The sequence below is a fragment of the Acinetobacter sp. WCHAc060006 genome, from assembly GCF_004209135.1.
Taxonomy (GTDB): Bacteria; Pseudomonadota; Gammaproteobacteria; order Pseudomonadales; family Moraxellaceae; genus Acinetobacter; species Acinetobacter cumulans.
Map to the genome: position 1 here is coordinate 21,390 of NZ_SGSS01000002.1, position 14,595 is coordinate 35,984.

General features: G+C 43.2%; 13 protein-coding genes. 12 read left to right on the forward strand and 1 reads right to left on the reverse strand.

What is annotated here, in order from left to right; all coding sequences use genetic code 11:
* Positions 1–89: 89 nt before the first annotated feature.
* The gene (locus EXE29_RS01735) at positions 90–446 is read right to left on the reverse strand and encodes a hypothetical protein (RefSeq protein WP_106985480.1); all 357 of its coding nucleotides are present in this window, start codon (positions 444–446) and stop codon (positions 90–92) included.
* A 609-nt stretch (positions 447–1,055) separates the two neighbouring features.
* Here EXE29_RS01735 and ndhC point away from each other — a divergent pair.
* The 12 genes from ndhC to nuoM all read left to right on the forward strand — a co-directional run bounded on the left by ndhC (position 1,056) and on the right by nuoM (position 14,595).
* Positions 1,056–1,601, forward strand: a complete 546-nt coding sequence (gene ndhC, locus EXE29_RS01740) for an NADH-quinone oxidoreductase subunit A (protein ID WP_106985481.1) — start codon at positions 1,056–1,058, stop codon at positions 1,599–1,601.
* A 6-nt stretch (positions 1,602–1,607) separates the two neighbouring features.
* The gene (locus EXE29_RS01745) at positions 1,608–2,285 is read left to right on the forward strand and encodes a NuoB/complex I 20 kDa subunit family protein (RefSeq protein ID WP_086212662.1); all 678 of its coding nucleotides are present in this window, start codon (positions 1,608–1,610) and stop codon (positions 2,283–2,285) included.
* A gap of 87 nt (positions 2,286–2,372) precedes the next feature.
* Positions 2,373–4,160, forward strand: a complete 1,788-nt coding sequence (nuoC, locus tag EXE29_RS01750; protein WP_106985482.1) for an NADH-quinone oxidoreductase subunit C/D — start codon at positions 2,373–2,375, stop codon at positions 4,158–4,160.
* Positions 4,161–4,173: 13 nt separating this feature from the next.
* Complete coding sequence (nuoE, locus tag EXE29_RS01755; protein WP_106985483.1) at positions 4,174–4,683, forward strand: NADH-quinone oxidoreductase subunit NuoE; 510 nt, start codon at positions 4,174–4,176, stop codon at positions 4,681–4,683.
* Entirely contained in the window at positions 4,680–6,011 is a 1,332-nt protein-coding gene (gene nuoF, locus EXE29_RS01760; protein WP_106985484.1) for an NADH-quinone oxidoreductase subunit NuoF, read from the forward strand. Before nuoE ends, nuoF begins: the two co-directional genes overlap by 4 nt.
* Before the next feature lie 11 nt (positions 6,012–6,022).
* Positions 6,023–8,701, forward strand: a complete 2,679-nt coding sequence (nuoG, locus tag EXE29_RS01765; RefSeq protein WP_120363841.1) for an NADH-quinone oxidoreductase subunit NuoG — start codon at positions 6,023–6,025, stop codon at positions 8,699–8,701.
* 3 nt (positions 8,702–8,704) lie between these two features.
* Positions 8,705–9,712, forward strand: coding sequence for an NADH-quinone oxidoreductase subunit NuoH (gene nuoH / locus EXE29_RS01770; protein WP_117006415.1), 1,008 nt, complete (start codon positions 8,705–8,707; stop codon positions 9,710–9,712).
* Between the two features lie 16 nt (positions 9,713–9,728).
* Positions 9,729–10,271, forward strand: coding sequence for an NADH-quinone oxidoreductase subunit NuoI (gene nuoI / locus EXE29_RS01775; protein WP_106985487.1), 543 nt, complete (start codon positions 9,729–9,731; stop codon positions 10,269–10,271).
* Complete coding sequence (nuoJ, locus tag EXE29_RS01780; RefSeq protein WP_171406245.1) at positions 10,271–10,789, forward strand: NADH-quinone oxidoreductase subunit J; 519 nt, start codon at positions 10,271–10,273, stop codon at positions 10,787–10,789. The genes nuoI and nuoJ overlap by 1 nt, the downstream gene beginning before the upstream one ends.
* A complete protein-coding gene (gene nuoK, locus EXE29_RS01785) occupies positions 10,789–11,097 on the forward strand; it encodes an NADH-quinone oxidoreductase subunit NuoK (protein WP_005007970.1) in 309 nt (102 codons plus the stop codon). The genes nuoJ and nuoK overlap by 1 nt, the downstream gene beginning before the upstream one ends.
* Positions 11,094–12,983 (forward strand): NADH-quinone oxidoreductase subunit L, encoded by a 1,890-nt coding sequence (gene nuoL, locus EXE29_RS01790; protein WP_120363840.1) that lies wholly within the window; start codon positions 11,094–11,096, stop codon positions 12,981–12,983. Before nuoK ends, nuoL begins: the two co-directional genes overlap by 4 nt.
* 1 nt (position 12,984) lies before the next feature.
* Positions 12,985–14,595, forward strand: a complete 1,611-nt coding sequence (gene nuoM / locus EXE29_RS01795) for an NADH-quinone oxidoreductase subunit M (RefSeq protein ID WP_117006418.1) — start codon at positions 12,985–12,987, stop codon at positions 14,593–14,595.

Sequence of the window (14,595 nt, forward strand, 5' to 3'; positions counted from 1 at the left end):
ATAGGTGACTGAGTTTTCATTGCAGATCACATAAAAAGCCATTCTTTCAAGAATGGCTTTTTATACGCTCTTTTAAGCTAGGTCGTACTTTATTCATAAACTGTTGCATCAGGCGGAATAATTTTCTTGCCATTTTTTAGGCTATCTAATGCGTTACTATTAAAGTCAATCAGCAGTGAGTTATTTTGAGCATCAATGTTATAGCGACTAATGAGCTTTTCATCGCCATTGAGTGTTTCCACTTTATATTCATCAGCAATATTTAAAATTCCATCGAGATTTGTGGTGGCAGAGGCTTTATCTTGACGGAACAATTCATAGATATCGCGCAAATCAAAAATGGCATTGTTCGCATCTGGGTGCTTTTCAATATAATTTTCAATATGACGAACAATCAGCTGGGCAAACAAAAAATAGTTTGGTTTGTGTGTGAATTCTAAATTCATTTCTTGCTCCCTCAGGTTCTATTTAAGTTGTTTTAATTAGGAATAGCATAATTCTTTTTAAAAGCAGATAGGTCACTTGAATTTGTTGCAAAAAAATACAAATGTGCCTGCGTTTGAATATGAGCTATGTTTAAAAAAAAGAGGATTAATTCTTATCGCAAGCTAAACTATTGGTGAAAAAATAAATTGAATAATGTTTCATTGGGGGATAATTGATGTGGTAAAAATTATTAAAATTATCGTATTGTGATATTTTTATTGAAAATAATAAATTATTTAACATATTTTTTTATTTGATCGGTTGGTGATATTTTTTATTAAAATATGTGTTTTTGTGGTGTGTTGGCGTGAAAATGATGAAAATTTATAAAAATAATCATAACTTGGAAAATTATTTAATAAAGCGATGATTTGCTTGAAAATACAGCCAGAGCGTAGCTTATAGCTAAAAATGTCCAAAAAATCATCCAAAAGACTAAGGCTTATGAACTAGCAAGTGAAATCAGAAATCAGGTACAATTGGCGGGATTAATTTTGTGTTTGGTGTATTTGAAGGCCAATACATACATTCTTTGTTAATAAATTAGGCCTGCCAGGAGTTATCCCCGCATGAGTGCCATTACTCCATACGAATGGGCAATTATTGCCTTCGTGATCGGCGTTACGTTTCTATGCGTCTTTATGCTCACTGTCCCGTTACTCCTAGGGGGTAAATCGTGGGGCCGTGCTAAGCAAGAGCAGTTTGAGTCAGGTGTTGTTGGTGCAGGCGGTGCTCGTATCCGCTTGTCTGCAAAATTCTATTTAGTGGCTATTTTCTTTGTCGTTTTCGACTTAGAAGCACTATACCTTTATGCATGGGCTGTATCAGTGCGTGAAGTGGGCTGGATTGGTTTTGCAGCTGCTGCCGTATTTATTTTAGTTTTACTCGTTGGTTTGATTTACGAATTCTCTACTGGTGCTCTGAACTGGTCACCATCAGACAAACGTAAAGCAGCAGGGATTAAACCTAAAATTGGTTCACCAACTATGGACCTTGCTGAAATTACCCGCTTTAACTCAATTGAAGAATTGGTAATTGACCCTACTGGTCAAATTCCAGCTCAATCTTCTGGCCGTGTGAAAAAATCAGCGGCTGCGTCATCTGATAAGGAGTAAGACGGGATGAAATATACATTAACCCGTGCGAATCCGGATGCTGATCAATATCCACTTCAAGAGCGTCAAATCGTTACTGATCCGCTTGAAGAAGAAGTGAATAAAAATGTATTCATGACTCGTTTAGAGGACTTGATGCATACAGCAGTAAACTGGGGTCGTAAGAACTCAGTTTGGCCGTTTAACTTTGGTACATCATGCTGCTACGTAGAGTATGCAACGACCTTAACAGGCGTGCATGACTTATCACGTTTTGGTGCCGAAGTAATTCGTGCTTCACCGCGTCAGGCCGATGTGATGATTGTTGCTGGTACATGTTTCATGAAAATGGCCCCTGTAATTCAACGTTTGTATGAACAAATGCTTGAACCTAAGTGGGTGATTTCTATGGGTGCATGTGCAAATTCAGGTGGTATGTACGACATCTACTCAGTTGTACAAGGTGTGGATAAAATTATTCCTGTGGATGTGTACATTCCGGGTTGCCCACCACGTCCTGAAGCGTTAATTCAAGCATTAATGTTATTGCAAGACCAAATTCAACTCGAGCGCCGCCCATTGTCTGCGGTAATTGGTGATGATCTTAAGCCAGTGTATAAGCCAAAGATGCAGCCAGAACGTGACCGCAAACAAGCACAGCGTATTGCTGTGAAAAACCTGCGCTCTATGGATGAAATTAAATAATTTAAACGACAAATGTTTGATGCACCCTACATGGGTGTAATTGTCGTTTAGGTTGACTGAATTTGTATTAAATAGGAAGCCAAGCTAATGGCTGAAACTGAAATTGCTATGCCAGAATCAACGCCTGTTGATTCACGCCCAGCATTTGCAATTGTAGAAGAGCTCAAAGCCAAATTTGGTGAGAACTTCTATGTGCAAACGACTTTCGAAGACTTTCCAACAGTCTGGGTTGAGCGCGCACGTGTACAAGACGTATTAATGTTCTTGCGTACAGTGTCACGTCCTTACGTTATGCTGTTTGACTTGTCTGCGGTAGATGAGCGTTTACGTACGCACCGCGACGGTTTACCTGCGTCTGACTTCACCGTGTTCTATCACTTGTTATCGCTAGAGCGTAACAGTGACATTCGTATCAAAGTTGCGTTAAGCGAATCGGACTTAAACATCCAAACTGCAACCAACATTTGGCCGAATGCGAACTGGTATGAACGTGAAGCTTACGACATGTTTGGTATCAATTTCGAAGGGCATCCAATGCTCCGTCGTATTTTGTTGCCAACATATTGGGAAGGTCACCCACTTCGTAAAGAATATTCTGCGCGTGCAACTGAATATACACCGTATATGCAGAACCAAGCGAAGCAAGATTTCGAGCAAGAACACCTACGTTTTGTACCTGAAGATTGGGGTCTAAAACGTGGCAATGCTGACGAAGACTTCATGTTCTTGAACTTGGGTCCTAACCATCCATCTGCGCATGGTGCATTCCGTGTAATTTTGCAGTTGGACGGTGAAGAAGTTAAAGACTGCGTACCAGACATCGGCTACCACCACCGTGGTGTAGAGAAGATGGCTGAGCGTCAAACTTGGCACTCATTCATTCCGTATACAGACCGTGTGGACTACTTAGGTGGTTGTGCACAAAACATGCCTTATGTGATGGGTGTGGAGCAAATGGCGGGTATTACTGTACCTGACCGTGCGCAATGTATCCGTGTCATGATGTCTGAATTGTTCCGTATTAATAACCACTTGCTGTTTATTGGTACTGCGATTCAGGATGCCGGCGGTATGACGCCTGTATTCTATATGTTCGCCGATCGTCAAAAAATCTATGACGCAATCGAAGCGATCACAGGCTACCGTATGCACCCAGCATGGTTCCGTATTGGCGGTACTGCGCATGACTTACCAAATGGTTGGGACAAACTAATCCGTGAAATTTTGGATTGGATGCCAGGTCGTTTGAAAGAGTACTATACTGCTGCGCTTAAAAACTCAGTATTCATCGGTCGTACCCGTAATGTTGCTCAGTACGATGCAAAATCTGCATTGGCATGGGGCGTAACAGGTACAGGTTTACGTGCTACAGGTATCGATTTTGACGTACGTAAGTACCGTCCATACAGTGGCTATGAAAACTACGACTTTGATGTACCGTTAGAGTACGAAGGCGATGCTTATGCACGTGTTCTTGTTCACTTCCGTGAAATTGAAGAATCACTCAAAATCATCAAGCAATGTTTAGACAACATGCCTTCTGGTGCGTACAAAGCAGATCATCCACTGGCTGTTCCACCACCAAAAGATAAGACATTACAAGATATTGAAACGCTGATTACGCACTTCTTGAGCGTATCTTGGGGTCCTGTAATGCCTGCAGGTGAAGCATCTGTAATGGCAGAAGTGGTGAAAGGTGCGTCGAACTACTACATCACGTCTGATAAGTCGACGATGAGTTACCGTACGCGTATTCGTACACCAACCTTCACGCACTTACAGCAAATGCCTTCTGTGATTAACGGCAGTCTTGTATCTGACTTAATCATTTATTTAGCGACAATTGACGTCGTAATGGCTGACGTGGATCGCTAAGGGGTAACGCATTATGATGATTTTGACTGATAAAAAGCCACGTGTGAATGTTGAAGGGATTTTGACTGCGGACGAAATTCACGATATCCAACATCACATTGAGCATTATCCGTACCCACGTGCAGCGTGTTTGGATGCATTAAAATGCGTTCAACGTCGTAATGGCTGGGTAGATGATGCACAAATGAATGCGATTGCTCAATTGCTGAGCATGACACTTGCTGACCTTGAAGGTGTAGCAACATTCTATAACCGTATTTACCGTCAACCAGTTGGCCGTCACGTAATTTTATTATGTGATTCAATTGCGTGTTTCTTGATGGGTGCAGAAACTTTAGCGGAAGCTTTTCAACGTGAATTAGGTATTCAGTTTGGTCAAACGACTGCTGATGGCCGTTTCACTTTGCTTCCAATCTGCTGCTTAGGAAACTGTGATAAAGGTCCAACGTTGATGATTGATGAAGATACTCACGGATTAGTTGAAGTGACATCAATTAAACAGTTATTGGAGAAGTATGTATGAATACTGAACCAAAACCAATTTATGGCGACGGTAACCCAGAAACTCATCCGCTCACTTGGCGTTTAAGCAAGCAAGCGAATGTTCGTGGTGCAGACGACTATGAAGCACTTGAAGGCTATGCAGGCTTCAAAAAAGCTTTAGGTATGCAACCGAAAGAAGTACTGGACGTGATTAAAGCTGCGACTGTAAAAGGCCGTGGTGGTGCAGGTTTCCCAGCAGGTATTAAATGGTCGCTTATGGCGCCAAATGATAACTCAGGTCCTCGTTACCTCATCTGTAACGCCGATGAAATGGAACCAGGTACGTTCAAAGACCGTTTGTTGATGGAAGATCTTCCTCACCAATTGATCGAAGGGATGTTGATTGCGGGTTATACGCTTGAAGCAACTCACGGTTATATCTTTATTCGTGGCGAATACATTGAAGCTGCGAAATACCTGAACGAAGCATTAGAGCAAATTCGTGCCAAAGGTTACTTGGGTGAAAACATCCTCGGTACAGGTTGGAGCTTTGATCTACATGTGCATACAGGTGCGGGCCGTTATATCTGTGGTGAAGAAACTGCATTGATTAACTCGCTTGAAGGTCGCCGTGCGAACCCTCGTACTAAACCGCCATTCCCGCAAGTTGCAGGTGCTTGGGGTCGTCCTACAATCGTAAACAACGTAGAGACCTACAACAACTTACCAGCAATTATGCTTCGTGGTCCTGAGTGGTATGTTGGTTTATCTCAAGGTAAATCAAAAGATCCAGGCACAAAAATTTATGGTGCTTCAGGTAAAGTGAAATTCCCTGGTTTATGGGAACTTCCATTTGGTACAACTGCGCGTGAAGTGATTGAAGATCATGCCGGTGGTATGCGTGATGGCTTAACGCTAAAAGCATGGTTACCAGGTGGTGCATCAACTGACTTCTTGGCTGCTGAACACATCGACTTACCGATGGATGCAGAAAACATCATGAAAGCGGGTTCACGTTTAGGTACGTGTTTGCTCATGGTTGTAGACCAAACTCAATGTATGGTTTCAGCAACACGTAACCTCGAAGAATTCTTTGCACGTGAGTCATGTGGTTTCTGTACGCCTTGCCGTGACGGTTTACCTTGGGCGGTTAAAGCGCTTAAAGCATTGGAAGATGGCACGGGTAAAAAAGAAGATATTGACCATTTACAAGAGCTTACTCGTAAGCTTTGGATTGGTAAAACTTTCTGTGCTCACGCTCCAGGTGCGATGGAACCATTAATGGGCGCACTCAAACATTTCCGTGGCGAATTTGAAGCAAAAGTAGTAAATGCTGCTGCTCAAGTTAGCAACGTAGAACAAGCTTAAGGAATTCGACTATGGCTACAATTCATGTCGATGGAAAATCGTATGAAGTCAACGGCTCGGAAAACTTGCTACAAGCATGTTTGAGTCTTGGTATTGACATCCCATACTTTTGTTGGCACCCATCCTTAGGTTCTGTCGGTTCTTGCCGTCAATGTGCTGTGACTCAATATGCGAACCCGGAAGATACCCGTGGTCGTTTAGTGATGTCGTGCATGACGCCTGCATCTGACAATACCTACATCTCAGTTGAAGACAAAGAAGCCAAAGATTTCCGTGCTTCGATTGTTGAATTCTTGATGACCAACCACCCACACGACTGTCCAGTGTGTGAAGAAGGTGGTCACTGTCATTTACAAGATATGACTGTGATGACACAACACGACCGCCGTCGTTACCGTTTCACAAAACGTACGCACTACAACCAAGAGCTAGGCTCTTTCATTTCACATGAAATGAACCGTTGTATCGCATGCTACCGTTGTGTTCGTTACTACAAAGACTACGCGGGTGGTACAGACTTTGGTGTGTATGCCAATGCGTCACGTGTTTACTTTGGTCGCCCAGAATCAGGTACTTTAGAGTCTGAATTCTCTGGTAACTTAACTGAAGTTTGCCCAACAGGCGTATTTACAGACAAAACTCACTCAGAACGCTACAACCGTAAATGGGACATGCAGTATGCGCCAAGCGTATGCCAAGGCTGTTCTTCTGGTTGTAACATCTCTCCGGGCGAACGTTATGGCGAATTACGTCGCGTAGAAAACCGTTTTAACGGTGAAGTTAACCAATACTTCCTATGTGACAAAGGCCGTTTTGGTACAGGTTATGTGAACCGTGCTGATCGTCCACGTCAACCGCAGTTCCGTAATGGTTCAACTGTAGAAACTGTATCTGTAGATACAGCACTTGATACTGTAATTGCTAAAGTTCAAGGCAAAAAAGTATTGGGTATTGGTTCTCCACGTGCATCACTTGAATCAAACTTCGCGCTTCGCGAATTGGTTGGTCAAGACAACTACTCAACAGGTATGTCTCAAAAAGAGCAAAGCCTTGTTGAATTAGCCGCTTCTATTATGCAAACCGAGGGTGTTTACAACCCAGGTATGCGTGAAATTGAAAGCTATGATGCAGTGTTAATTTTGGGTGAAGATCTGACTCAAACTGCGCCTCGTATGGCTTTATCTGTTCGCCAAGCTGCGAAAAATAAAGGCAAAGAGATGGCTGCAGAGCGCCGTACACAAGACTGGTTGGCTGAACCTGTACAACGTATTGCTCAAGATGCTAAATCTCCAATTTACATTCTTGCTGCGACACAAACACGTTTGTCTGATATTGCTGAAGGCGAAGTGGTTGCATCTCCAAACGACATCGCGCGTTTAGGCTTTGCAGTTGCAGCTGCGGTTAAAGGTGAAACAGTGACTGGTCTTGCTGACGATGCGAAAGCATTTGCACAAACCATTGCTGACACTTTAAAAGCAGCGAAAAAACCACTGATCATCTCAGGTACAAGCTTACAAGACGCATCAATCATGGAAGCTGCAGCACAAGTTGCACAAAACCTTGGTAATGCAGGTCTTACATTGACTGTTCCAGAAGTGAACTCAATGGGCTTAGCAATCTTTGGTGGCCAAAGCTTAGAGCAAGCATTTGCACAAGACTTTGATACTGTTGTTGTGGTTGAAAATGACCTTTACCGTCGTTTACCTGCAGCTCAAGTAGATGCAGCTCTTGCTGGCAAAGAAGTAATCGTACTTGACCACTCAGAAACTGCGACTGTTGCAAAAGCAAATATCGTACTTTCTGCAGCAAGCTTCGCTGAAGGTGATGGTACTGTTGTTTCTCAAGAAGGCCGTGCACAACGTTTCTACCAAGTGTATGACCCAAGCTATTACAAACCTGAACTTGCGATCAAAGAATCTTGGCGCTGGTTACATGCCATTGAAACCGGTGTGAAAGGTAAAGCGATTTCTTGGACACTTCTTGATGATGTCATCGAGTCAGTTGCGAAAAACGTACCTGCACTTGAAGCAATTCAAGATGTAGCACCAGATGCGGGCTTCCGTGTACATGGTCTTAAAGTGGCACGTGAACCACGTCGTTACTCTGGTCGTACAGCAATGCGTGCACCACTTTCAATTCATGAGCCTAAACAGCCAACAGACAAAGATTCTGCATTAACGTTCTCTATGGAAGGTTATGTGGGTAATCAAACGCCATCACCATTGGTGCCGTTTGCTTGGTCTGCAGGTTGGAACTCACCACAAGCTTGGAATAAATTCCAAGACAACGTGGGTGGTCACTTGAAAGGTGGTGATTCAGGCGTTCGTTTATTCGATCGTTTAGCGAAACGTCCAGCACGTACTTTTGTTGCTCCAGCAACAGTAGTAGCAAACGCTGAAAGCTTCCGTTTAGTGCCTATGCATCACATTTTTGCATCTGGCGAATTTACAGTGAAAACACCTGCAATGGAAACACGTATTCCTGAAGCAGTATTTGCTGTAGGTGAACAAGATGCGACTCGCTTAAATGTTCAAGACGGTCAAACAATTACAGTGAAAGCTGGCGAAACAGAAATCGTATTGCCAGTACAAGTAATTGAATATTTACCGACAGGTTATATTGGTTACCCAATTGGTCTAGCACCAACGGTTTCTCTTGCTGAGCCTGTTTCAGTCGCGGTAGGAGTGTAATTCATGCAACAAGAATTAATACGTCAAACGCCGCTTTGGGCTGAGAACTGGCCGATTGCCTACTCTGTAGTTCAAGCGATTGTGATCTTACTGGTTGTAGTTTTGATCGCTGCGTTAATGTCGTTTATTGAACGTCGTCTACTTGCATTGTGGCAAGACCGTTATGGTCCGAACCGTGTAGGTCCGGGCGGTATGTTCCAGATTGTTGCCGACATGCTTAAAATCATGTTTAAGGAAGACTGGACACCAAAATTTGCTGACAAATTAACATTCCGTTTAGCACCAGCTGTTGCAATGGCAACTGCGGTGTTATCGTTCATGGTTATTCCGGTATCGCCTTATTTAGGCGTATCGGACATGAGCATTGGCTTGTTGTTCTTTATGGCAATGGCAGGTATTGCGGTTTACGCAGTATTGTTTGGTGGTTGGTCTTCAAACAACAAATATGCATTACTTGGCGGTTTACGTTCTGCTGCTCAAACCATTTCGTATGAAGTGTTCTTGGGTATCTCGTTGATGGGTGTAGTGGCAATTGCTGGTTCATTCAACATGCGTGAAATTGTTGAAGCGCAAAAAGATGTTTGGTTTGTTGTTCCTCAATTCTTAGGTTTCTTAATCTTCGTGGTTGCGGGTGTTGCGGTAACTCACCGTCATCCATTTGACCAACCAGAAGCAGAACAAGAATTGGCGGAAGGTTACCATGTCGAATATGGCGGTATGAAATGGGGTATGTTCTTCGTTGCGGAATACGTAAACGTAGTATTGATCTCTGCTTTAATCGTAACTTTATTCTTCGGTGGCTGGTTAGCGCCATTCAACCTTGAAATTCCGTATGTTCCAGCAGCATTCTGGTTCATTATCAAAACAGCATTCTTTGTAATGATGTTCGTTTTAGCGCGTGGCTCTTTAATGCGTCCTCGTTATGACCAAGTAATGAACTTTGGCTGGAAAATTTGCTTGCCATTAGCGTTAGTTAACTTGCTAGTTACTGCCGCAGTTGTGTTGTGGTAAGGGCAGGGAGAACAAAATGTTTAAATTTCTAGCCGGGTTTGGATCGATTGTACGTTCGCTTTGGATGGTGTTTAGCCACGCAACGCGTAAACGTGACACGATTCTATATCCAGAAGTGCCAGCCGAAGAAATCGTGCCACCACGTTTCCGTGGTCGTATTGTATTGACGCGTGACCCAGATGGCGAAGAGCGTTGTGTTGCATGTAACCTATGTGCGGTTGCATGTCCAGTTGGCTGTATTTCACTACAAAAAGCTGAACAAGAAGACGGTCGTTGGTACCCAGAATTTTTCCGTATCAACTTCTCACGTTGTATCTTCTGCGGTATGTGTGAAGAAGCATGTCCGACAACTGCTATTCAGTTGACGCCAGACTTCGAATTATCTGAATACGTTCGTCAAGACCTTGTATATGAGAAAGAACACTTACTTATCTCAGGTCCTGGTAAATACCCTGACTACAACTTCTACCGTGTAACCGGTATGGCAGTTGCAGGTAAAGACAAAGGTCAAGCACAACGCGAAAGTGCGCCTGTTGATGTACGGAGTCTATTACCATGATGTGGCCGTTTTATTTGATGGCACTTGTGGCCATCGTCTCTACGATTCGTGTTGTGACTAACACGAATCCAGTACATGCTTTATTAAGCTTAATTGTTTCATTACTTGCTGTTGCTGGTATGTTCATGATCGTGGGTGCGCCGTTTGCTGGTGCACTTGAAATCATCGTATACGCAGGTGCCATTATGGTTTTGTTCGTATTCGTTGTGATGATGTTGAACTTGGGTCAACAAACCATGGAACAAGAAAGCAAGTGGCTAACTTCATCTGCGTGGGCTTATCCTGCGTTGATGAGCTTCCTCATGGGCCTCGTTCTTGTATGGATGTTGGGTTCAGACTACACCAAACCTTCTTTGGTGATGGGTGCGGAAATTGTTGGTCCTAAAGCTGTAGGTACAACACTCTTTACTCAGTACTTATTATTGGTTGAAGTTGCCGCGATGTTATTGCTTGGTGCACTAGTTGCAGCATTCCATCTTGGTAAACGTGAACCAAGTGCAGAAGAGGAAAAAGAATAATGGGCAACATCCCTTTAGAACATGGTTTGATCGTTGCAACCATTCTTTTTGCACTGGGTTTTTACGGTGTAATGGTACGACGCAACTTACTATTTATTTTGATGAGCCTTGAAATCATGATGAACGCTGCTGCTTTGGCGTTCGTTTTGGCAGGGAGCGCATGGGCGCAACCAGATGGCCAAATCATGTTCATCTTGATCTTAACGCTTGCTGCGGCAGAGGCTTGTATCGGTCTTGCTATCGTCCTTCAGTTCTATCATCGCTTCCATCATTTGGATGTGGATGCTGCTAGTGAGATGCGCGGATGAGCTATTTATATTTAACAGTATTATTTCCGCTCATTGGTTTTATCCTTTTAGCGGCAGGTCGTAATAACCTACCTGAAAAACTTGTAGCGGTTATTGGTGCAGGTTCTGTTGGTCTATCTGCATTATTTGCTTTGATTGCTGGCTTGGACTTTGTAAATAACGGTTCAGTTGCAACAACACAGCATTTGTGGACTTGGTTTAGCGTTGGTGGTTTAGCACCAGGCTTCTCACTACATCTTGATGGTCTGTCATTACTGATGATGGGCATGATTACAGGTGTAGGTTTCCTTATTCACATCTTCGCAACGTGGTATATGCGTGGTGAAGAAGATTTTGCACGTTTCTTCTCTTACTTCAACCTATTCGTAGCAAGCATGTTGCTTCTCGTTTTGGGCGATAACTTGGCGTTATTGTTCTTAGGTTGGGAAGGCGTAGGTCTGTGTTCTTATCTATTGATTGGTTACTACTACCAAAACCCTGCAAATGGCTTTGCTGCGATTAAAGCGTTCACTGTAACGCGTGTGGGTGACGTATTCTTACTAATTGCATTGTTCTTAATCTACCAACAGTTTGGTACTTTAAACATTGCAGAAGTGGTTGCGGCTGCACCGACTGTATTGGCACAAAGTTCATCGATCGCAATCTGGACAGCATTAATGTTGTTCTTGGGTGCGGCAGGTAAATCTGCGCAAATTCCATTACAAACATGGTTGGCAGATGCGATGGCTGGTCCTACACCAGTATCTGCATTGATCCACGCAGCAACAATGGTAACAGCAGGTGTTTACCTGTGCTGCCGTATGTTCACTGTGTTTGAACAAGCGCCTGAAGTGATGATGTTTATCTCTATCACAGGTGCGGTAACATTATTGGTTGCTGGTTTTGCAGCATTGGTACAAACCGACATCAAACGTATTCTTGCTTACTCTACGATGAGTCAGTTGGGTTATATGTTTATGGCAGTGGGTGCTGAAGCTTACCAAGCAGGCCTATTCCACATGCTTACGCATGCGTTCTTTAAAGCGTTATTGTTCCTTTCTTCTGGTGCGGTAATTCTTGCTTACCATCACGAACAAAACATTTTCAAAATGGGTGGCTTGTTCCATAAGAACAAATTCCTATTTGCATGTTTTGCAATTGGTGGTGGTGCCTTGGCAGCAATCCCATTCATCACAATCGGCTTCTTCTCTAAAGATGCGATCTTGGGTGCGGTATGGGTGAAAGGCCAAGCTGTTGCAGTATATGATTGCTTATACTGGACTGGTGTTGCAGGTGCATTCTTAACGTCTATTTATACATTCCGTTTAATTTGGGTTGTATTCTTTGGTAAAGAAAACACGCCTTACCATGAAATTAAAGGTGTAACTTACTGGGGTCCATTGGCCATCCTTGCGGTGTTGTCAACAGGTCTTGCTTATGTATTAAAAGCACCAGTAACTAATATTTTAAATGCAGCTCAAATCCCTGCGTTTAATGTTCCTGAAGCGCTTGAGCATGGTATGCACAGTGCTGAATACACAGCTGTAGGTATTGCACTTGCAGGTCTTGTGGTTGGTGTTGTGTTATTTGCCTTCGCATATAATGCAGTTAAAGCATTTGCTAAAACTTCTTTGGGTGCGGGTCTTGCGAATATCTGCCGTAATGCACTTGGTTTCGATGCGTTATACAACCTTGTATTCGTGAAACCATATTTGCTTATCGCGAAAATCTTAGGTCGTGATCCAATTGATGGCTTGTGGCTAGTATTGCCTGCACTTGTTAAAGCAGGTAACAGCTTCACAAGTTCACGTCAAACGGGTTCTTTGCGTGAATACGCATCGAGTATGGCATTCGGTACGGTTGTCCTACTGTTGATCTTGGTCGTGATTCAGGTCGTGGGGAAATAAAATGGAAGCTAATAATTTAATTTTACCCGCTCTGATCCTTATTCCGTTCATTGCAGGTTTCGCATGCTGGTTGGTCGATAAACTCGACCAACACTTGCCACGCTATATCGCCTTGATTGGTATGCTTGTGACTTTGGGTTTAACCATTGCACTTTGGCAAACAGGTACATATAGCTATGAATTAGGTAGCCAAGCACCAACTTGGGCTGCTCAATTCAATATTCCTTGGATTCAAACACTCGGAATTAACATTCACCTTGCGGTGGATGGTTTATCACTTCTTATGGTGGGTTTAACTGCACTCCTTGGTGTGTTAGCAGTAGGCTGTTCATGGGGTGAGATTCAAAAGAATGTTGGTTTCTTCCACTTAAACCTTTTATGGTCTTTGGGTGGTGTAATCGGTGTATTCCTTGCGATTGATATGTTCTTGTTCTTCTTCTTCTGGGAGATGATGCTTGTACCTATCTACTTCTTAATCGCACTTTGGGGTCACCGTGGTGCGGAAGGCAAGTCACGCGTTTACGCAGCAACTAAATTCTTCATCTATACACAAGTTGCTGGTTTAATCATGTTAATCGGTATCCTTGGCTTAGTTGCTGTAGGTTACTCATTAAATGGTCAACTTAGCTTCAACTACAACTACTTAATGGGCGTTGCTCATACAGTAGAAGCTCAAGCACCAGCACTTGCTTATGCATTTATGGTGTGTTTGTTCATTGGTTTTGCGGTAAAACTTCCAGTTTTCCCATTACACGGCTGGTTACCAGATGCGCATGCTCAAGCACCAACAGCAGGTTCTGTTGACTTAGCGGGTATCTTGATTAAAACAGCGGCATACGGCTTACTTCGTTTCGTTATTCCATTCTTCCCAATGGCTTCAGCACAATTTGCTGATATCGCGATTATTTTGGGTCTGATTGGTATTTTCTACGGCGCGTGGTGTGCATTCCAGCAAACAGATATGAAACGTCTTTTGGCGTATACGTCTATTTCGCACATGGGCTTTGTCCTTCTAGCGATCTACGCTGGTAACATCTTAACCTTCCAAGGTTTGATGATTATGATGTTGGCGCATGGTCTTTCATCTGCTGCCTTGTTCATTATGTGTGGTCAGGTTTACGAACGTCTTCATACGCGTGATATGCGTTTGATGGGTGGTATCCGTGGTCAGTTTAAATATCTTGCATTCTTCTTGATGTTCTTTGTTGCTGCGCTTGTGGGTATCCCAGGTTTAGGTAACTTCATCGGTGAATTCCTGATTTTGATGGGCTCATACGCAAAATTCCCTGTGTATACAATTCTTGCTGCAGTAAGCCTTGTATTCGCTGGTTTGTATGGTTTGATCCTGATTCACAAAGCACTTTTTGGTACGCCAAATGAAGTGCAAAAAGCACATTATTCATCTCCATTAAAAGATTTGAATGTACGTGAAGTTGTGATTTTACTGATCTGTGCGTTGGGTCTGGTGTGGTTGGGTCTATTCCCACAAACGTTCCTTGACGTTTCTAATTCAAGCATGGCGTGGTTAGCGAATAGCTACATTCCTGTTCAAGAAACAGTTGAGACAGTTCAGCAGGCTGTCGTTTCAGCTGAAAATGTGGAGATCCAATAA

Bases quoted from the DNA above. Each gene is read 5' to 3' on its own strand.
- EXE29_RS01735 (WP_106985480.1), bottom strand. From the start codon at position 446: ATGAATTTAGAATTCACACACAAACCAAACTATTTTTTGTTTGCCCAG.
- ndhC (WP_106985481.1), top strand. From the start codon at position 1,056: ATGAGTGCCATTACTCCATACGAATGGGCAATTATTGCCTTCGTGATC.
- EXE29_RS01745 (WP_086212662.1), top strand. From the start codon at position 1,608: ATGAAATATACATTAACCCGTGCGAATCCGGATGCTGATCAATATCCA.
- nuoC (WP_106985482.1), top strand. From the start codon at position 2,373: ATGGCTGAAACTGAAATTGCTATGCCAGAATCAACGCCTGTTGATTCA.
- nuoE (WP_106985483.1), top strand. From the start codon at position 4,174: ATGATGATTTTGACTGATAAAAAGCCACGTGTGAATGTTGAAGGGATT.
- nuoF (WP_106985484.1), top strand. From the start codon at position 4,680: ATGAATACTGAACCAAAACCAATTTATGGCGACGGTAACCCAGAAACT.
- nuoG (WP_120363841.1), top strand. From the start codon at position 6,023: ATGGCTACAATTCATGTCGATGGAAAATCGTATGAAGTCAACGGCTCG.
- nuoH (WP_117006415.1), top strand. From the start codon at position 8,705: ATGCAACAAGAATTAATACGTCAAACGCCGCTTTGGGCTGAGAACTGG.
- nuoI (WP_106985487.1), top strand. From the start codon at position 9,729: ATGTTTAAATTTCTAGCCGGGTTTGGATCGATTGTACGTTCGCTTTGG.
- nuoJ (WP_171406245.1), top strand. From the start codon at position 10,271: ATGTGGCCGTTTTATTTGATGGCACTTGTGGCCATCGTCTCTACGATT.
- nuoK (WP_005007970.1), top strand. From the start codon at position 10,789: ATGGGCAACATCCCTTTAGAACATGGTTTGATCGTTGCAACCATTCTT.
- nuoL (WP_120363840.1), top strand. From the start codon at position 11,094: ATGAGCTATTTATATTTAACAGTATTATTTCCGCTCATTGGTTTTATC.
- nuoM (WP_117006418.1), top strand. From the start codon at position 12,985: ATGGAAGCTAATAATTTAATTTTACCCGCTCTGATCCTTATTCCGTTC.